10 protein-coding genes are annotated in these 18,717 nt (G+C 70.3%); 7 read left to right on the top strand and 3 right to left on the bottom strand.

All coding sequences use genetic code 11. The features are described from left to right. Nucleotides 1–7 precede the first annotated feature (7 nt). Nucleotides 8–3,010, top strand: a complete 3,003-nt coding sequence (locus GSY65_RS09850; RefSeq protein WP_159766966.1) for a bifunctional [glutamine synthetase] adenylyltransferase/[glutamine synthetase]-adenylyl-L-tyrosine phosphorylase — start codon at nt 8–10, stop codon at nt 3,008–3,010. A 263-nt stretch (nt 3,011–3,273) separates the two neighbouring features. Here the strand turns inward: GSY65_RS09850 and GSY65_RS09845 are convergent, their stop codons facing one another. Together GSY65_RS09845 and GSY65_RS09840 are read right to left on the bottom strand one after the other, a co-directional pair. Next, nucleotides 3,274–4,137, bottom strand: a complete 864-nt coding sequence (locus GSY65_RS09845) for a phosphatase PAP2 family protein (RefSeq protein ID WP_159766965.1) — start codon at nt 4,135–4,137, stop codon at nt 3,274–3,276. Nucleotides 4,138–4,270: 133 nt separating this feature from the next. Then, on the bottom strand, nt 4,271–5,305 hold the full coding sequence (locus GSY65_RS09840; protein ID WP_159766964.1) for a LacI family DNA-binding transcriptional regulator: 1,035 nt from the start codon (nt 5,303–5,305) through the stop codon (nt 4,271–4,273). 462 nt (nt 5,306–5,767) lie between these two features. Between GSY65_RS09840 and GSY65_RS09835 the strand changes: the two genes are divergently transcribed. The 4 genes from GSY65_RS09835 (at nt 5,768) to GSY65_RS09820 (ending at nt 10,926) form a co-directional block, all read left to right on the top strand. Beyond that, complete coding sequence (locus GSY65_RS09835; protein ID WP_159766963.1) at nt 5,768–7,039, top strand: extracellular solute-binding protein; 1,272 nt, start codon at nt 5,768–5,770, stop codon at nt 7,037–7,039. A gap of 133 nt (nt 7,040–7,172) precedes the next feature. Continuing rightward, nucleotides 7,173–8,177: a carbohydrate ABC transporter permease gene (locus tag GSY65_RS09830; RefSeq protein ID WP_159766962.1), complete on the top strand. Its 1,005-nt coding sequence runs from the start codon at nt 7,173–7,175 to the stop codon at nt 8,175–8,177. A 13-nt stretch (nt 8,178–8,190) separates the two neighbouring features. Beyond that, nucleotides 8,191–9,102, top strand: a complete 912-nt coding sequence (locus GSY65_RS09825; RefSeq protein WP_159766961.1) for a sugar ABC transporter permease — start codon at nt 8,191–8,193, stop codon at nt 9,100–9,102. Between the two features lie 141 nt (nt 9,103–9,243). After that, entirely contained in the window at nt 9,244–10,926 is a 1,683-nt protein-coding gene (locus tag GSY65_RS09820; RefSeq protein WP_201452497.1) for a glycoside hydrolase family 13 protein, read from the top strand. A gap of 72 nt (nt 10,927–10,998) precedes the next feature. Here GSY65_RS09820 and GSY65_RS09815 read toward each other — a convergent pair whose 3' ends face one another. Further along, complete coding sequence (locus GSY65_RS09815) at nt 10,999–11,403, bottom strand: hypothetical protein (protein ID WP_159766960.1); 405 nt, start codon at nt 11,401–11,403, stop codon at nt 10,999–11,001. 298 nt (nt 11,404–11,701) lie between these two features. Between GSY65_RS09815 and GSY65_RS09810 the strand changes: the two genes are divergently transcribed. Together GSY65_RS09810 and pulA are read left to right on the top strand one after the other, a co-directional pair. Further along, nucleotides 11,702–13,084, top strand: a complete 1,383-nt coding sequence (locus tag GSY65_RS09810; protein ID WP_159766959.1) for an alpha-amylase — start codon at nt 11,702–11,704, stop codon at nt 13,082–13,084. Nucleotides 13,085–13,241: 157 nt separating this feature from the next. Next, entirely contained in the window at nt 13,242–18,668 is a 5,427-nt protein-coding gene (gene pulA / locus GSY65_RS09805; RefSeq protein ID WP_159766958.1) for a pullulanase-type alpha-1,6-glucosidase, read from the top strand. Nucleotides 18,669–18,717 lie beyond the last annotated feature (49 nt).

The following is an 18,717-nucleotide window of genomic DNA, read 5'->3' as shown; positions in this document are numbered from 1 at the left end:
GCCGGGGATGACGGCGCCGGGGCGCAGGAGCAGCACGTTCTCGCGACTGCTGCGGCACGGTTTCACGGACCCGTCGGCGGCCGAGCGGCTGCTGGAGGGTGCGGAGCTGGCGGCCGTACGCAGTGATCCGGTGCTGCTGGACGCCCTGGGGGCGACCGCCGATCCGGACCTCGCACTCGCGGGGCTCGTCCGGCTGCTGGAGGGGCAGCCGGACGCCACGGAGCGGCGGAAGGTGCTGGACACCCTGACCGCGGCGAAGCCGCTGCGGGACCGGCTGCTGGGCGTGCTCGGCGCGTCCGCCGCGCTGGGCGAGCACCTGGCCCGGCACCCGCACGACTGGCAGGCGCTCGTCACCTACGAACCGCAGGACCTGCATCCGGGGGTGGCGGAGTTCGAGCGGGGCCTCGCCGAGGCCACCGACCCCGTCTCCCTCCGGATCGCCTACCGCCGCTGTCTGCTGTCGATCGCCGCCCGTGACGTGTGCGGCACCACCGATGTCGCCCAGGCCGCCGCCGAACTCGCCGACCTCGCCACCGCCACCCTCCGCGCGGCCCTCACCATGGCGCGCGCGGCCGCGCCCGAGGACGCGGCGCTGTGCCGGCTCGCGGTGATCGCGATGGGCAAGTGCGGCGGCCACGAACTGAACTACGTCTCCGACGTCGACGTCATCTTCGTCGGCGAGACCGCGGACGGCGCCGACGAGCAGCAGGCGATCCGCGCCGCCACCCGGCTCGCCTCGCACATGATGCGGATCTGCTCCGAGACGACCGTCGAGGGCAGCATCTGGCCCGTCGACGCCAATCTGCGGCCGGAGGGCCGCAACGGCCCGCTCGTCCGGACGCTCAGCAGCCACGTCGCGTACTACCAGCGGTGGGCGAAGACCTGGGAGTTCCAGGCCCTGCTGAAGGCCCGCCCGGTGGCCGGGGACATCGGCCTGGGGGAGCAGTACGTCGCCGCGCTCGAACCCCTCGTGTGGAAGGCCGCCGAGCGGGAGAACTTCGTCGCCGACGTGCAGCGCATGCGCCGCCGGGTCGTCGAGAACATCCCGGCCGCCGAGATCGACCGCCAGCTGAAGCTGGGGCCGGGCGGACTGCGGGACGTCGAGTTCGCCGTGCAGCTGCTCCAGCTGGTCCACGGCCGCTCCGACACCTCGCTGCGCAGCGGCACCACCCTCGACGCGCTCGGCGCCCTCGCCGCCGGCGGATACGTGGGCCGCGTCGACGCCGCCCAGCTCGACGCCGCCTACCGCTTCCTCCGCTCCATGGAGCACCGCATCCAGCTCTACCGGCTGCGCCGCACCCACCTTGTCCCCGAGGGCGAGAACGACCTGCGGCGCATCGGCCGCTCGCTGGGCCTGCGCACCGAGCCGGTCGACGGGCTCAACCGAGAGTGGCGGCGCCACGCGGCCGTCGTACGGCGCCTGCACGAGAAGCTGTTCTACCGTCCGCTCCTCGACGCCGTCGCCCAGCTCGCCCCCGGCGAGGCCCGGTTGAGCGCCGACGCGGCCCGTGAACGGCTCGTCGCCCTCGGCTACGCCGACCCGGCCTCGGCCCTGCGCCACCTGGAGGCCCTGGCCTCCGGCGTCACCCGCAAGGCCGCCATCCAACGCACCCTCCTGCCCGTCCTGCTGGGCTGGTTCGCCGACTCCGCCGACCCGGACGCCGGACTCCTCAACTTCCGCAAGGTCTCCGACGCGCTCGGCAAGACCCCCTGGTACCTGCGGCTGCTGCGCGACGAGGGCGCCGCCGCCGAGAACCTCGCCCGGGTCCTGTCCGCGGGCCGTCTCGCCCCCGACCTCCTCATGCGCGCCCCCGAGGCCGTCGCCCTCCTCGGCGACGGCGACGGCGGTTCCGGCGGCCTCGAACCCCGCGGCCGCGCCCACCTCGAACAGGAGATCCTCGCCGCCGTCGGCCGCGCCGACAACGCCGCCCAGGGCGTCACGGCCGCGCGCGGCGTACGGCGCCGCGAACTGTTCCGTACAGCCGCCGCGGACATCGTCGGCTCCTACGGCACCGAGGCGTCCCCGGCCACCGCCGACCAGGGCGCCCTGGTCGATCTGGTCGGCGGCGCGATCTCCGACCTCACCGCGGCGACCCTCGCCGGCACCCTCCGCGCGGTCGTCCGCGAGGGCTGGGGCGACACCCTGCCCACCCGGTTCGCCGTCATCGGCATGGGCCGCTTCGGCGGCCACGAACTGGGCTACGGCTCCGACGCCGACGTCCTGTTCGTCCACGAGCCGTGGGAGGGCGCCGACGAGCAGGAGGCGGCCCGCGCCGCGAACACGGTCGTCGCCGAGATGCGCCGCCTGCTCCAGCTCCCCAGCGCCGACCCGCCGCTCCTCATCGACGCCGACCTGCGCCCCGAGGGCAAGTCGGGGCCCCTCGTACGGACCCTGAAGTCCTACGAGGCGTACTACCGCCGGTGGTCCCTGGTCTGGGAGTCCCACGCCCTGCTGCGGGCCGAGCCGGTGGCCGGGGACGAGGATCTCGGCCGCCGCTTCATCGACCTCGTCGACCCGCTCCGCTACCCGGCGGACGGCCTCGGGGACGAGGCGGTCCGCGAGATCCGGCGGCTCAAGGCCCGCATGGAGTCGGAGCGGCTGCCGCGCGGCGCCGACCCGACCCTCCACACCAAGCTGGGCCGCGGCGGTCTCTCCGACGTGGAGTGGACCGTCCAGCTCCTCCAGCTCCGCCACGGCCGGCGCGAGCCGGGCCTGCGCACCACCCGCACCCGGGCCGCGCTGCGCGCCGCCCGGGAGGCCGGCCTCGTCACGGACGAGGAGGCGGCGACGCTCGACGAGGCGTGGGTCCTCGCGACGCGCGTCCGCAACGCGGTCATGCTGGTCCGGGGGCGGGCCGGCGACACGTTCCCCTCCGACAGCCGTGAGGTGGCCGCGGTGGGCCGTTACCTGGGGTACGGGCCGGGTCATGTGGGCGACATGCTCGACGACTACCGCAGGACGACGCGGCGGGCCCGGGCGGTGGTGGAGGACTTGTTCTACGGCACGTGAGGGCGGGGCCGGGTGCCTGCGGGGGCGGGAGCCTACGGGGTCGGGGGTGCGCGGTGCGCCGGCGGGTGCGGGTGGTTCGTGGCTTCTCGCGCCCACGCGACGGAGCCGTATGTGTCACCGCCCCGCGCCCCTGAAGGCAGGTGCCTGTGGCCCGGTCCTCAGCCGGGGAGCACGGGGCGCGGCCCCGGTCGCTTCTCAGGGGCGCGGGGAACTGCGCGAACAACCACGACGAACCCGCACCCGCCCGCGCACCGGTACCGCTCCTACGCCTTCACCGGCGCCATCATCTCGCCCCCGTCACCCGCGCTCACCCGGCGCGGCAGCGCGTACGGCATCGATCCGTACCAGAGCCACGCCACCCCGTAGCCGAAGGCCAGGCAGAGCAGGCCGCCCACCGCGTCCAGCCAGAAGTGGTTGGCGGTGGCGACGATGACGACGAGGGTCAGCGCGGGGTAGAGGAGGCCCAGCACCCGCACCCACGGCACCGAGGCCAGCGCGAAGATCGTCAGGCCGCACCACAGGGACCAGCCGATGTGCATGGAGGGCATGGCCGCGTACTGGTTGGACATGTTCTTCAGGTCGCCGGACGCCATGGAGCCCCAGGTCTGGTGCACCACGACGGTGTCGATGAAGTGCTCGCCGGTCATCAGGCGCGGCGGGGCCAGCGGATAGAAGTAGTAGCCGACCAGGGCCACCGCGGTCGTCGCGAACAGCACCAGACGTGTCGCCGCGTAACGACCGGGGTGACTACGGTAGAGCCACGTCAGGACACCGAGCGTGACCACGAAGTGCAGCGTCGCGTAGTAGTAGTTCATGCCGACGATCAGCCATGTGACCGAGTTCACCCCGTGGTTGATCGTCTGCTCGACGGCGATCCCGAGGTGGTGCTCGACCTTCCAGATCCAGTCGGCGTTGCTGAGGGCCTGGGCCTTCTGCTCCGGGACCGCGTTGCGGATCAGTGAGTACGTCCAGTAACTCACCGCGATCAGCAGGATCTCGAACCAGAGACGCGGGCGACGCGGAGCCCTCAGCCGGTGCAGAAACCCCTGCTCCGGCGCGTCCGTGACGGAGCGCGGAGCGGCCTGCTCCCGGCCTTCCTCCAGTGTCGTCACGGTCGTCTCACCCATGGGCACAGAGTCTGCCAGATAAGCCATCCCCCACCGATCATCCTCTGGTCGGGTTCTCTCCGCACGTTCTCCGGGGGAGCGCCAGGGGCCGTCTCCTCCGTACGTACTGTCCCCGCCCTCCGTACTCTCCGTCTCAGGTACGACCGCGGTCCCCGGGTGCCGACGCGGTCGAGCCCCGCACCACCAGCTCCGGCATGAACACGAACTCGCTGTGCGGCGCCGGAGTCCCGCCGATCTCCTCCAGCAGCGTGCGCACCGCCGCCTGCCCCATGGCGGGGACCGGCTTGCGGATCGTCGTCAGGGGCGGGTCGGTGAACGCGATCAGCGGGGAGTCGTCGAAGCCGACCACCGAGATGTCCCGGGGGACCTCCAGGCCCCGCTGCCGGGCCGCCCGGATCGCGCCCAGCGCCATCATGTCGCTCGCGCACACCACGGCCGTGCAGTCCCGGTCCATGAGCGCCGTCGCCGCCGCCTGACCGCCCTCCAGCGTGTAGAGGGAGTGCTGGACCAGCTCGGTCTCGATGACCGCGGCGTCCAGCCCCAGCTGCTCCTGCATCGTGCGGACGAACCCCTCGATCTTGCGCTGCACGGGCACGAACCGCTTGGGGCCCAGGGCCAGGCCGATGCGGGTGTGGCCCAGCGACGCCAGATGCGTCACCGCCAGACTCATCGCCGCGCGGTCGTCCGGCGAGATGAAGGGCGCCTGCACCTTGGGGGAGAACCCGTCGACGAGCACGAACGGCACGCCCTGCGCGCGCAGTTGCTCATAGCGCTGCATGTCCGCGGAGGTGTCCGCGTGCAGCCCGGAGACGAAGATGATGCCGGCGACACCGCGGTCGACGAGCATCTCCGTCAGCTCGTCCTCGGTGGACCCGCCGGGGGTCTGGGTGGCGAGGACCGGGGTGTATCCCTGCCGGGTGAGCGCCTGCCCGATGACCTGGGCCAGCGCCGGGAATATCGGGTTCTCCAGCTCCGGGGTTATGAGGCCCACCAGACCCGCGCTGCGCTGCCGCAGCCGCACCGGCCGCTCGTAGCCCAGTACGTCGAGGGCGGCCAGGACGGACTGGCGAGTGGTCGCGGCGACGCCCGGCTTCCCGTTCAGGACGCGGCTGACAGTCGCCTCACTGACCCCCGCCTGGGCTGCGATGTCGGCAAGCCGTGTGGTCACAGCACCGGACTGTACCGGCCGGGCATCCGCTTGCCCACCGGCCCGGCGTCGGGTGCGGGTGGGGGTGCGGCCCACCGTGGGCTGCTGCGTCATCGCGGTCCCTCGTGATTCTGGTCGGTGTCCGTGGGGGCGCCCCTGCGTGAAGAGATGGCTTTCGCAAGAGCTGACGGGCTGATGATTCCCGTCCGCGCCCTGGTGTGGCAAGAGCTTGCAGAGTCTTTCACGGTAGTCCGCACCCTCCTTGATCGGCCTCGATGCCGGGTTGCGGGGCAGTTGAGCGCAGGTCACGGCGGAGTAACCATCACCGCTTCTTGCATTTTTTTGCAGCAAGGTCTTTCGTCCGGCTTACATCGCTGTTACGTTCGGCCACGCCCGGCGGCGGCAACGGCGCGCCGGCACTCGGAGGAAGTGGCGGACGGGGCCCTCCTCCAGCACACGGGCTTTAACCCTCAAGGAGATCTCATGCGGCGTGGCATAGCGGCCACCGCGCTGGTGGCGTCCCTCGCCCTCGCGGCGACGGCCTGCGGCGGAAGTGACAGCGGCGACTCGGCCGGCGGTCCGGTCACCATCACCTGGTGGGACACGTCCAACGCCACCAATGAGGCACCGACGTACAAGGCCTTGGTCAAGGAGTTCGAGGCCGCCAACAAGGACATCAAGGTCAAGTACGTCAACGTGCCCTTCGACCAGGCGCAGAACAAGTTCGACACCGCCGCCGGTTCCAAGGGCGCCCCGGACATCCTGCGCTCCGAGGTCGGCTGGACGCCCGCGTTCGCGAAGAAGGGCTTCTTCCTGCCGCTGGACGGCACCGAGGCCCTCGCGGACCAGGACAAGTTCCAGCCCAACCTGATCAAGCAGGCGCAGTACGACGGCAAGACCTACGGCGTCCCGTTCGTCACCGACACCCTCGCGCTGGTCTACAACAAGGAGCTCTACGCGAAGGCCGGCATCAAGGAGGCCCCCAAGAGCTGGGCCGACCTGAAGAAGGCCGCCGCCACCATCAAGAGCAAGACCGGCGTCGACGGCTACTGGGGCTCCACCCAGGCGTACTACGCCCAGTCCTTCCTCTACGGCGAGGGCGCCGACACCGTCGACGTCGCCGCCAAGAAGATCACGGTCAAGTCCCCCGCGGCCGTGAAGGGCTACGAGACCTGGCTGAGCCTGTTCGACGGCAAGGGCCTGCACAAGGCGGACACCACCGCCGACGCCTACGCCCACATCCAGGACGCCTTCGTCAACGGCAAGGTCGCCTCGATCATCCAGGGCCCCTGGGAGATCACCAACTTCTACAAGGGCGCCGCGTTCAAGGACAAGGCCAACCTCGGCATCGCCACCGTCCCGGCCGGCTCCGCCGGCAAGGCGGGCGCCCCGACCGGCGGCCACAACCTCTCGGTCTACGCCGGCTCCGACAAGGCGCACCAGGAGGCCTCGCTGAAGTTCGTGAAGTTCATGACCTCGGCGAAGTCCCAGGAGACGATCGCCCTGAAGAACTCCACGCTGCCCACGCGGGACGACGCCTACACCACCGAGGTCAAGGCCGACCCGGGCATCGCCGGCTACCAGACGGTCCTCTCCGCCGCCCAGCCGCGTCCCGAGCTGCCCGAGTACAGCTCGCTGTGGGGCCCGCTCGACACCGAGCTGCTCGCCATCGCCGGTGGCAAGAAGTCCCTGGACAAGGGTCTCGACTCCGCAGAGACCGCGATTGCCAAGCTGGTCCCGGACTACAGCAAGTGATCCCGTGTGGCCGCCGCGTCCGTCCGGCCCAGTCGCCGGACGGACGCGGCGGCCACCGGCCCGCGCACAGCCGGAAACGGCCCGCGTACCAGCCAGCCCGATCTTCCAGTGATCTTCCAGAAGGTGTCGAACGATGACAGTCGCCATCGACCGAGCGACCGGCAAGCGCCGCGGTGAGCCGGGCGGGCGCCCAGGTCCCCTGTCGCGTCTGAAGCACTCCTACCAGCGCCACTGGTACGCCTACGCGATGATCGCCCCGGTGGTCGTCGTGCTCGGTGTCCTCGTGGTGTACCCGCTGGTCCGCGGCTTCTACCTCACGCTCACCAACGCCAACAGCCTCAACTCGGCGCGCACCATCGGCGTCAACCACATCGAGGCGACGTACGAGTTCATCGGCTTCGACAACTACGCCGACATCCTGTGGGGCCCGACCGCCTACGACCGCTTCTGGTCGCACTTCATCTGGACGATCGTCTGGACGGCGCTCTGCGTCACTCTGCACTACGTCATCGGACTCGGCCTCGCGCTGCTGCTCAACCAGAAGCTGCGCGGCCGCACCTTCTACCGGCTGATCCTGGTGCTGCCGTGGGCGGTGCCCACCTTCGTCACCGTGTTCGGCTGGCGGTTCATGCTCGCCGACGGCGGCATCATCAACGCAGGCCTCGACGCCCTGCACCTGCCGACGCCGCTGTGGCTGGAGGACACCTTCTGGCAGCGGTTCGCCGCGATCATGGTGAACACCTGGTGCGGTGTGCCGTTCATGATGGTCTCGCTGCTCGGCGGCCTCCAGTCCATCGACTCCTCCCTGTACGAGGCGGCCGAGATGGACGGCGCGAGCGCCTGGCAGCGCTTCCGGTACGTCACCCTGCCGGGTCTGCGCTCGGTCAGCTCCACCGTCGTCCTGCTCGGTGTGATCTGGACCTTCAACCAGTTCGCCGTCATCTTCCTGCTGTTCGGCGACACCGCGCCCGAGGCACAGATCCTCGTGACCTGGGCGTACTACCTCGGCTTCGGTCAGCAGCCGCGTGACTTCGCGCAGTCGGCGGCCTACGGCATCCTGCTGCTGGCCATCCTGATCGTCTTCACCTCCGTCTACCGCCGCTGGCTGAACCGCGATGAGCAGCAGCTCGCGATCTGAGGCAGGAGCCCCCATGAGCACCACGACCGTCAAGACCCCGGCTCCGGCGGCCCCATCGCCCGTGCCGACCGCCGTCCCGCGCGCGTCGCGCGGGCGCGGTGAGCGCGGCCTCGCCGGCTCCCTCACCTCGCACGCCGTCCTCGTCGTGGCGAGCCTGATCGCGCTCTTCCCGATCGCCTGGCTGGTCTTCCTCTCCCTCGGCCCGGACAAGGACGACTACCTGCACCCCGGGCGCATCCCCGGCAAGATGACGTTCGACAACTACGCGTTCGTCCTGCAGAAGACGGCGTTCTTCGACTGGCTGGTCAGCACCCTCGTCGTGTCGCTCGGCACGACCGTCATCGGTGTGCTGATCTCCGCGACCACCGGCTACGCGGTCTCCCGCATGCGGTTCCCGGGTTACCGCAAGTTCATGTGGGTGCTCCTGGTGACCCAGATGTTCCCGGTCGCCGTCCTGATGGTGCCGATGTACGAGATCCTGTCGGAACTCCAGCTCATCGACAGCTACCTTGGTCTCATCCTCGTCTACTGCTCGACGGCCGTGCCGTACTGCGCCTGGCTGCTGAAGGGGTACTTCGACACGATCCCGTTCGAGATCGACGAGGCCGGACGCGTCGACGGGCTGACCCCCTTCGGCACGTTCGCGCGGCTCATCCTGCCGCTCGCCAAACCCGGGCTGGCGGTGGCCGCGTTCTACAGCTTCATCACCGCGTTCGGCGAGGTCGCCTTCGCCTCGACGTTCATGCTGTCGGACTCGAAGTACACCTTCGCGGTCGGCCTGCAGAGCTTCGTCAGCGAGCACGACGCCCAGCAGAACCTCATGTTCGCCACGGCGGTCCTCGTCGCGATCCCCGTGTCCGCGTTCTTCTACCTCGTGCAGAAGAACCTGGTCACGGGTCTGACCGCCGGTGGCACGAAGGGCTGAGCCCGCCACCTCGAAGACTCCCGTACGCCTCGCCGTACGGGTGGCGGCCGCGGTGTCCATCCGACCCCGCTGTCACCGCGGCCGCCTCGTCGACCGATCCGAGACCCGATGCCCCGCACCCCCTTACGTACCAAGGACGTCATGAGCCAGCACTCCGCCATCGACCCGGCCGACAACTCCGCGCTCGCCACGGTCGCCTCCCGCCGCGACTGGTGGCGGGACGCGGTGATCTACCAGGTCTACCCGCGCAGCTTCGCCGACAGCAACGGCGACGGCATGGGGGACCTGGAAGGCGTGCGCTCCCGCCTGCCCTACCTGCGTGACCTCGGTGTGGACGCCGTCTGGCTGTCCCCCTTCTACGCCTCCCCGCAGGCCGACGCCGGCTACGACGTCGCCGACTACCGCGCCGTCGACCCCATGTTCGGCAACCTGTTGGACGCCGACGCCCTCATCCGCGACGCCCACGGGCTGGGTCTGCGGGTCATCGTCGACCTCGTCCCCAACCACTCCTCCGACCAGCACGAATGGTTCAAGCGTGCGGTGGCGGAGGGTCCCGGCTCGCCGCTGCGCGACCGCTACCACTTCCGCCCCGGCAAGGGCACGGACGGCGAACTCCCCCCGAACGACTGGGAGTCGATCTTCGGCGGTCCGGCCTGGACCCGGGTGACGGAGCCCGACGGCACGCCGGGGGAGTGGTACCTGCACCTCTTCGCGCCCGAGCAGCCCGACTTCAACTGGGAGCACCCGGCCGTCGGCGACGAGTTCCGCTCCATCCTGCGCTTCTGGCTCGACATGGGCGTCGACGGCTTCCGCATCGACGTGGCGCACGGCCTGGTGAAGGCCGAGGGACTGCCCGACCTCGGCTCCCACGAGCAGCTCAAACTCCTGGGCAACGATGTCATGCCGTTCTTCGACCAGGACGGCGTGCACGACGTCTACCGCGAGTGGCGTCTGGTGCTCGACGAGTACGCCGGTGAGCGGATCTTCGTCGCCGAGGCGTGGACCCCGACCGTCGAGCGCACGGCGAACTACGTCCGCCCGGACGAGCTCCACCAGGCGTTCAACTTCCAGTACCTCGGCACCGCCTGGGACGCGGCCGAGCTGAAGGTCGTCATCGACCGCACCCTCGACGCGATGCGCCCGGTGGGCGCGCCCGCCACCTGGGTGCTGTCCAACCACGACGTGACCCGCCACGCCACCCGCTTCGCCAACGAGCCCGGCCTCGGCACGCAGATCCGCCTCGCCGGCGACCGCGAACTGGGCCTCAGGCGCGCCCGGGCGGCGACGCTGCTGATGCTGGCACTGCCCGGCTCGGCCTACGTCTACCAGGGCGAGGAACTGGGCCTGCCGGACGTCGTCGACCTGCCCGACGAGGTGCGCCAGGACCCCGCCTACTTCCGGGGCGCCGGCCAGGACGGCTTCCGCGACGGCTGCCGGGTGCCGATCCCGTGGACCCGGACCGGTTCCTCGTACGGCTTCGGCGCGGGCGGCTCCTGGCTGCCGCAGCCCGCCGAGTGGGGCGACCTGAGCGTCGAGGCGCAGACCGGCGTCGCGGGCTCCACCCTGGAGCTGTACCGCACCGCGCTCGCCGTCCGCCGTGAGCAGCCCCACCTCGGCGCGGGCGACTCCGTCGAGTGGCTCAAGGCCCCCGAGGGCGTCCTCGCCTTCCGCCGGGGCGACTTCGTGTGCGTCGCCAACACCACCGGGGAGTCGGTCACGGTCCCCGCGTACGGCCGGGTCCTGGTCGCCAGCGGCGAGCCGACCGTCGCCGGGGACGAGGCGAAGCTGCCGGCCGACACCACGGTGTGGTGGACGACGGCCTGACCGCAGGGACCACCGAGGCCCGCCGCCCCCGTCAGGGGTGGCGGGCCTCGCTGTTGCGCGCGGGCACAGCCGTCACCCCGTGACCCGGCCGCCGTCTCCCCGTGCGGCGGCCGTCACCGCGCAGACCGTCGCGGTCGCCGCGAGGCTCCCCAGCATGACCAGGCCCACACCGATGCCGTAGAGGCCGCTCGCGTCGTCCGACCAGTCGTAGAACGAGGCGACGGTCAGCCCGGCCGTGGTCCCGGCCACCGCGCCCACGAAGTACCGGTGCGACGCCGCCCAGTACACCGCCGCGAGCAGGGTCAGCACCAGCCCGATCACCTGCCACGCCGCGTACGGTCCGGTCGTCGAACCGTCGGGGTGCACGTCCCGCTGCTGGTCCCAGCCCAGCCACGCGGCCCACATCGCCGATGACGCCGCGGCCGACACCGGGACGGTCAACAGCTGTGCGGCGGGCTTGCTCTGTCGTCGAGTCATGCCGTCAGCCTCCCGGCCGCGCGGCACCGCCCGACAGGGCGCACCTACTCAGTTCGCCCCGAGTAGCCGCGCGGAGGGCTCCGCCGTTCCTCAACGCCCGTACCCGTGAGCACATTTCAGAGCGATGAAGAACGTGTGTCGGAAGGGTTGACCGTTCTACGAACTGGCTCGTACCTTCTGGGCGGTTGAAAGTTTTCAGCCGTCTTGCAGCAAGAAACGGCAACGGATCTTGCATGCCCCCTGGCTCCGAACTCCCCTTCGGAGCTCCCCAGGCCCCTTCAACGGAGAAGGACCCCACATGGCCAGCAGAACCCTCTCCGGCGTGCTCGCCCTCGCGGCGGGCGCGTCCCTCGCGCTCGCCGTCCCGACCGGCAGTGCCCAAGCCTCCCCGCCCGGCACCAAGGACGTCACCGCCGTCCTGTTCGAGTGGAAGTTCGCCTCGGTGGCGAAGGAGTGCACCACCACCCTCGGCCCCAACGGCTACGGATACGTGCAGGTCTCGCCGCCCGCCGAGCACATACAGGGCTCGCAGTGGTGGACGTCGTACCAGCCCGTGAGCTACCGGATCGCGGGCCGTCTCGGTGACGCCACCGCGTTCAAGAACATGATCGACACGTGTCACGCCGCCGGGGTGAAGGTCGTCGTCGACACGGTGATCAACCACATGTCGGCGGGCAGCGGCACCGGCACCGGCGGCTCGTCGTACAGCAAGTACACCTACCCCGGTCTGTACTCCTCGTTCGACTTCGACAACTGCACCGCGCAGATCACCAACTACCAGGACCGGGGCAACGTCCAGAACTGCGAACTGGTGGGCCTCGCCGACCTGGACACCGGCGAGGACTACGTCCGCTCCGCCATCGCCGGGTACATGAACACCCTGCTCGGGTACGGCGTCGACGGCTTCCGCATCGACGCGGCCAAGCACATCCCGGCCGGCGACCTCGCCAACATCAAGTCGCGGCTGACCAACCCGTCCGTCTACTGGAAGCAGGAGGCCATCTACGGCGCCGGCGAGGCCGTCCAGCCCACCGAGTACACGGGCAACGGCGACGTCCAGGAGTTCCGCTACGCGTTCGACCTGAAGCGGGTCTTCAACAACGAGAACCTCGCCTACCTCAAGAACTACGGCGAGGGCTGGGGCTACATGAACAGCTCCGTCGCCGGAGTCTTCGTCGACAACCACGACACCGAGCGCAACGGCTCCACGCTCAGCTACAAGGACAACGCCACCTACACCCTCGCCAACGTCTTCATGCTGGCGTACCCGTACGGCGCCCCGGACATCAACTCCGGCTACGAGTTCTCCTCCACGGACGCCGGGCCGCCCAACGGCGGCACCGTCAACGCCTGCTGGCAGGACGGCTGGAAGTGTCAGCACGCCTGGCCGGAGATCATGCGCATGGTGCCCTTCCGCAACGCCACGCGCGGTGAGTCCGTCACCAACTGGTGGGACAACGGGAACGACGCGATCGCCTTCGGGCGCGGCAGCAAGGGCTTCGTGGCCATCAACCACGAGTCGGGCAGCCTGACCCGGACGTACCAGACCTCGCTCCCGGCCGGTACGTACTGCAACGTCCAGAACAACACGACGGTGTCCGTGAACGGCTCCGGCCAGTTCACCGCCACCCTCGGCTCGAACACGGCACTGGCGATCTATGCCGGTAAGTCCAGCTGTTGATCCTCTTGTGCCGAACTGAAAGCACTTACTGGCGCTTTCAAGACTCTTGCTGAAAACCTTTCGGCGGCGATACGGTCGCGCGGGGTCGGACCCACCAGCGGGAGTTGTGCGGGACCTTCACAACGCCCCCCGAGCCGTCATCGCAAGGAGTCCCTCTGTGATACCGAGATGGCCGGCGCCGTCGAGGCGCCGTACCGCCCGTGCCGAACGGGCCGCCGTGGTCAGCGCGGTCACCGTGACCGCGCTGACCGCAGCGTTCGTCCAGCCGCTCGCGGCGGGGGCGGCCACACCGCCGCCGCCCCCGTCCGACGCGAAGCTGGCCGCCGAGCCCGCCCGCCACGACCTGACCCGGGAGCAGTTCTACTTCGTCCTGCCGGACCGGTTCGCCAATGGGGACCGGGCGAACGACAAGGGCGGACTGACCGGCACCCGCCTCGCCACCGGGTACGACCCCACCGACAAGGGCTTCTACCAGGGCGGCGACCTCAAGGGCATCACCCAGCGGCTCGACTACATCAAGGGCCTCGGCACCACCGCCATCTGGCTGGCCCCGATCTTCAAGAACCAGCCCGTCCAGGGCACCGGGGAGAACGCCTCCGCCGGCTACCACGGCTACTGGATCACCGACTTCACCAAGGTCGACCCGCACTTCGGCACCAACAAGGACCTTCAGACCCTCATCTCCAAGGCCCACGCCCAGGGCATGAAGGTCTTCTTCGACGTCATCACCAACCACACGGCCGACGTCGTCGACTACCAGGAGAAGTCCTACGACTACCTCTCCAAGGGCGCCTTCCCCTACCTCACCAAGGACGGTAAGCCCTTCGACGACGCCGACTACGCCGACGGGGCCAAGGCGTTCCCGAAGGTCGACCGGGACTCCTTCCCCCGGACGCCCGTCGTCCCGGCCGCGAAGAAGAACCTCAAGGTCCCGGCCTGGCTCAACGACCCGACGATGTACCACAACCGGGGCGACTCCACCTGGGCCGGCGAGTCCGCCACCTACGGCGACTTCGTCGGGCTCGACGACCTGTGGACCGAGCGTCCCGAGGTCGTCGAGGGCATGGAGAAGATCTACGAGAAGTGGGTCAGGGACTTCAAGATCGACGGCTTCCGCATCGACACCGTGAAGCACGTCAACACCGAGTTCTGGACCCAGTGGGCGACCGCCCTCGACGCGTACGCGGCGAAGAAGGGCCGGGACGACTTCTTCATGTTCGGCGAGGTCTACTCCGCCGACACCTCCGTGACCTCCCCGTACGTTACCCAGGGCCGCCTCGACTCCACCCTCGACTTCCCCTTCCAGGACGCGGCCCGGTCGTACGCCTCCCAGGGCGGCAGCGCCAAGAAGCTCGCCGCCGTCTTCGGTGACGACTACAAGTACACGACCGACAAGGCCAACGCGTACGAGCAGGTCACCTTCCTCGGCAACCACGACATGGGCCGCATCGGGACCTTCCTCAAGCAGGACAACCCGAAGGCCGACGACGCCGAACTGCTCGCCAAGGACCGGCTCGCCAACGAGCTGATGTTCCTCAGCCGCGGCAACCCGGTCGTCTACTACGGCGACGAGCAGGGCTTCACCGGCGCGGGCGGCGACAAGGACGCCCGCCAGACCCTGTTCGCCTCCAAGGTCGCCGACTACCTGGACGACGACCAGCTCGGCACCGACCGCACCCACGCCAAGGACGCCTACGACACGAAGGCGCCGCTCTACCGGCAGATCAGCGCGCTGGCGGGGCTCCGCAAGGCCAACCCGGCGCTCGCCGACGGCGTCCAGACCGAGCGCCACGCCGACGACGGCGCCGGCGTCTACGCCTTCTCCCGCACCGACGCCCGCACCGGCGTCGAGTACGTCGTCGCCTTCAACAACGCGGACGACGCCAGGTCGGCCACCTTCGCGACCGGTTCGGCGCACATGACCTTCAAGGGCATCTACGGGACGAAGGACCACGTCACGAGCGACGCCGACCGCAAGGTCACCGTCACCGTCCCGGCCGGCTCCTCCGTCGTCCTCAAGGCCGCGGGCAAGCTCGGCAAGCCCGCCGCCAAGCCGTCCCTCACCCTCAAGGCCCCGGCCGCCGGCGCCACCGGCACCGTCGAGATCGGCGCCGACGTCGACGGCGGACAGCTCAACCGCGTGGTTTTCGCCGCCCAGACCGGCAACGGCAAGTGGAAGACGCTCGGCTCCGCCGACCACGCCCCCTACAAGGTCACCCACACCATCGGCAAGGACGTCCCCGCCGGAACCGCCCTGCGCTACAAGGCCGTCGTGATCGACTCGGCCGGCCGCACCGCGAGCGCCACGGCGACCTCCACCACCGGCACCCCGCCCGCCCCCGAGATCCCCACCGCCTCCTCCCGCGACTACGCGATCGTCCACTACAAGCGCGCCGACGGCGACTACACCGACTGGCGGCTGTACGCCTGGGGCGACATCGCCGACGGCGAGGCCACGACCTGGCCCGAGGGACACGACTTCGTCGGACGGGACGCCTACGGCGCCTTCGCCTACGTCAAGCTGAAGCCCGGCGCCTCCGGCGTCAGCTACCTCGTCATCGACAAGGACGGCACCAAGGACGTCTCCGCCGACCGCTCCATCGACGTCACCAAGACCGGTGAGATCTGGGTCGAGCAGGGCAAGGAGGCCGTCCGCACGGAGAAGCCGACGGCCGAGTACCCCGAGCAGGACACGTCCAAGGCCGTCCTGCACTACCACCGCGCCGACGGCAAGTACGACGGCTGGGGCCTGCACGTCTGGGCCGGCGCCGCCAACCCCACCGACTGGTCCAAGCCCCTGGAGCCGGTGCGGACCGACGCCTACGGCGCTGTCTACGAGGTGCCCCTCGCCGAGGGCGCCACCAGCCTCAGCTACATCCTCCACAAGGGCGACGAGAAGGACCTCCCCGCCGACCAGGCCCTCGACCTCAAGGCCAACGGCCACGAGGTGTGGCTGCTCAGCGGCCAGGAGAAGTACCTCCTCCCGCAGCCCGCCCGGTCCGCCGCCGCCCTCGACCTGACCACCTCCAAGGCGGTCTGGATCGACCGGAACACCCTCGCCTGGAACGGCAACGACGCCGCCGCCTCCACCCAGCTGCTGTCCTCCCGCACCGGCTCGATCAAGGTGAAGGACGGCACGCTCACCAGCACCGACGAGCGCCGGCTGCGCCTGACCAAGGCGTCCCTCACCGACGCCCAGAAGGCGAAGTTCCCGCACCTGAAGGCGTACACCGCCTGGACCGTCGACCCCCGTGACCGCGACCGGGTCCGCGGGGCCCTGCGCGGCCAGCTCGTCGCCTCCCAGCGGGCCGCCAACGGGGCCGTTCTCGCGGCGACCGGCGTACAGATCGCCGGGGTCCTCGACGACCTCTACGACGGCTCCGGCGCCGACCTCGGCCCGACCTTCCGCAAGGGCCGCCCCACCCTCGCCGTCTGGGCGCCCACCGCCCAGCAGGTCTCCCTCGACCTCGGCGGCAGGACCGTGGCCATGAAGCGGAACGGCGCCACCGGCGTCTGGTCCGTTACCGGCCCGAAGTCCTGGAAGGGCAAGCCCTACCGGTACACCGTCAAGGTGTGGGCGCCCAGCGCCGGCAAGGTCGTCACCAACAAGGTCACCGACCCGTACTCCGTCGCCCTCACCACCGACTCCGAGCGCAGCCTCGTCGTCGACCTCGCCGACCGCTCCCTCGCCCCGCGCGGGTGGACCTCGTACGCCAAGCCGAAGGCGGTGCCGCTGAAGGACGCACAGATCCAGGAGCTGCACATCCGCGACTTCTCGATCGCCGACCGGACGGTCCCCGCCACGGACCAGGGCACCTACCTCGCCTTCACCGACAAGGACAGCGACGGCTCCAGGCACCTGCGGCGGCTGGCGAAGGCCGGCACCTCCCACGTGCACCTGCTGCCCGCCTTCGACATCGCCACCATCCCCGAGAGGAAGGCCGACCGGGCGACCCCCGACTGCGACCTCGCCTCCTACGCCGCCGACTCCGAGCAGCAGCAGGAGTGCGTCGCGAAGACCGCCGCGAAGGACGCCTTCAACTGGGGCTACGACCCGTACCACTACACCGTCCCCGAGGGCTCGTACGCGACCGACCCCAACGGCACGCGGCGCACGGTCGAGTTCCGCAAGATGGTGAAGTCGCTCAACGACGACGGGCTGCGGGTCGTCATGGACGTGGTCTACAACCACACCACCGCGAGCGGCCAGGCGAAGACCAGCGTCCTCGACAAGGTCGTCCCCGGCTACTACCAGCGGCTCCTCGCCGACGGCTCGGTCGCGACCAGCACGTGCTGCGCCAACACCGCGCCCGAGAACACGATGATGGGCAAGCTCGTCGTCGACTCGGTCGTCACCTGGGCCAAGGAGTACAAGGTCGACGGCTTCCGCTTCGACCTCATGGGCCACCACCCCAAGGCCAACATCCTCGCCGTCCGCAAGGCCCTCGACGCCCTGACCCCCGCCAAGGACGGCGTCGACGGCAAGAAGATCATCCTGTACGGGGAGGGCTGGAACTTCGGCGAGGTCGCCGACGACGCCCGCTTCACGCAGGCCACCCAGAAGAACATGGCCGGCACCGGCATCGCCACCTTCTCCGACCGCGCCCGTGACGCGGTCCGCGGCGGCGGCCCCTTCGACGAGGACCCCGGTGTGCAGGGCTTCGCCTCCGGCCTCTACACCGAGCCCAACTCCTCCGGGAGCAACGGCACCCCGGCCGAGCAGAAGTCCCGGCTGCTGCACTACCAGGACCTCGTCAAGGTCGGCCTGAGCGGCAACCTCGCGGACTACCGGTTCACCGACACCAGCGGCAAGGAGGTCAAGGGCTCCGAGGTCGACTACAACGGCAGCCCCGCCGGCTACGCGGACGCGCCCGGCGATGCCCTCGCCTACGTCGACGCCCACGACAACGAGTCCCTGTTCGACGCGCTGGCCTTCAAGCTGCCGAAGTCGACGAGCGCCGCCGACCGGTCGCGCATGCAGGTCCTCGCCATGGCGACGGCCGCCCTCTCCCAGGGCCCCGCCCTCTCCCAGGCGGGCACCGACCTGCTGCGCTCCAAGTCCCTCGACCGCAACTCCTACGACAGCGGCGACTGGTTCAACGCGATCCACTGGGACTGCCGCGACGGCAACGGCTTCGGCCGCGGCCTGCCCCCGGCCACCGACAACAAGGCCAAGTGGCCGTACGCCAAGCCCCTGCTGACCTCGGTCGCCGTCGGCTGCGACCAGATCGAGGGCACCTCGGCCGCGTACCGGGACCTGCTGCGGATCCGCTCGACGGAGGACGCCTTCTCCCTCGACACCACCGCACAGGTCCAGTCGAAGCTCTCCTTCCCGTTGTCGGGCGAGGACGAGACCCCCGGCGTGATCACCATGGAGCTCGGCGACCTCGTCGTCGTCTTCAACGCCACCCCCGAGAAGACGAAGCAGACGGTGACGGACCTCGCCGGTACGGCCTACGCCCTGCACCGGGTGCAGGCGGAGGGCGCGGACCCCACCGTCAGGTCCGCGTCGTACGAGGCGGAATCCGGCACGTTCGCCGTTCCGGGCCGGACCGTGGCGGTATTCGCACGCTCCAACCGGTAGGACGCCGGCTCGGGTGGTGCGGGCGGAAGGCCTGCACCACCCGAACCTC

The organism is Streptomyces sp. HM190, assembly GCF_009857135.1.
In the GTDB taxonomy this organism is placed as follows: Bacteria; Actinomycetota; Actinomycetes; order Streptomycetales; family Streptomycetaceae; genus Streptomyces; species Streptomyces heilongjiangensis.
The sequence above is the reverse complement of the archived record's forward strand: the minus strand, read 5'-3'. Positions and strand labels throughout refer to the sequence as shown.

What these genes read in the sequence shown, in the direction of transcription:
- GSY65_RS09815 (WP_159766960.1), bottom strand. Translation starts at nt 11,403, where the DNA reads ATGACTCGACGACAGAGCAAGCCCGCCGCACAGCTGTTGACCGTCCCG.
- GSY65_RS09850 (WP_159766966.1), top strand. Translation starts at nt 8, where the DNA reads ATGACGGCGCCGGGGCGCAGGAGCAGCACGTTCTCGCGACTGCTGCGG.
- GSY65_RS09825 (WP_159766961.1), top strand. Translation starts at nt 8,191, where the DNA reads ATGAGCACCACGACCGTCAAGACCCCGGCTCCGGCGGCCCCATCGCCC.
- GSY65_RS09835 (WP_159766963.1), top strand. Translation starts at nt 5,768, where the DNA reads ATGCGGCGTGGCATAGCGGCCACCGCGCTGGTGGCGTCCCTCGCCCTC.
- GSY65_RS09845 (WP_159766965.1), bottom strand. Translation starts at nt 4,137, where the DNA reads ATGGGTGAGACGACCGTGACGACACTGGAGGAAGGCCGGGAGCAGGCC.
- GSY65_RS09810 (WP_159766959.1), top strand. Translation starts at nt 11,702, where the DNA reads ATGGCCAGCAGAACCCTCTCCGGCGTGCTCGCCCTCGCGGCGGGCGCG.
- GSY65_RS09830 (WP_159766962.1), top strand. Translation starts at nt 7,173, where the DNA reads ATGACAGTCGCCATCGACCGAGCGACCGGCAAGCGCCGCGGTGAGCCG.
- GSY65_RS09820 (WP_201452497.1), top strand. Translation starts at nt 9,244, where the DNA reads ATGAGCCAGCACTCCGCCATCGACCCGGCCGACAACTCCGCGCTCGCC.